Consider the following 712-nt stretch of genomic DNA (forward strand, 5'->3'; position numbering starts at 1 on the left):
GTGACATTTCAACTGACGATATTCTCAATGTTGCGTAAGTTAAATTACATGCCATAGGTGGATTCGATTTATCTGCATAACGCTTTAAATATGGGGCGCGTGCTGTTTGCGCGTCCCAGCCCAGCTTGCTGGGCGAACATAATTGACTTGTTAGCTTTAAACACACTTAGCAATTGTAGATAAAGCATCTTTCCAACCCGCTCCAGAATCAAAGTTTTCCACCAAACCATCTTTAGTGCTTTGACCAGTAAATGCCCCCATACCATGTTGAATCATATAGGTTGGCTTATAAGCTGGCGCTCCTAATTTTGTTAGGCTTTTACAAATAGCAGTATTGTCAGAATTTATGTTAGTAAGCGCCGCTTGCAATTTATCCAAGACTTCTTGTGGTTGCGCAGCAAATAAATTCATACGCAGCACACTAATCGCTTGATGTGCAGTTATATCGGATACACGTTTAGTGTCAAAAAAGCCATAAGACATACCAGCAAAATATAGCTCGGCAGCATTCGAGTAGTTGTTTTTGATCAAGCAGGCATTCAGTCCAGTAAATATATCGACTGGGTTCTGCTTATTCGATAACCCGCCTACAGATACACATCCAACAGGATTGGGAGATTCTAAATTCCCAGCCGTCTCATAGTTTGTGACATTACTTGTAGGTGTGGAATTGCAGGCTGACAGTAGCAAAGCTAAGACGGTTGCCAATATT

General features: G+C 41.4%; 1 protein-coding gene. It reads right to left on the reverse strand.

Annotated elements, in window-relative coordinates:
* Positions 1 to 156 precede the first annotated feature (156 nt).
* The coding region (locus AAEY99_RS21135) for a hypothetical protein (protein WP_351011935.1) at positions 157 to 712 on the reverse strand (556 nt) is incomplete at its 5' end.

Source organism: Shewanella sp. S1-58-MNA-CIBAN-0166, from assembly GCF_040310085.1.
Lineage (GTDB): Bacteria > Pseudomonadota > Gammaproteobacteria > Enterobacterales > Shewanellaceae > Shewanella.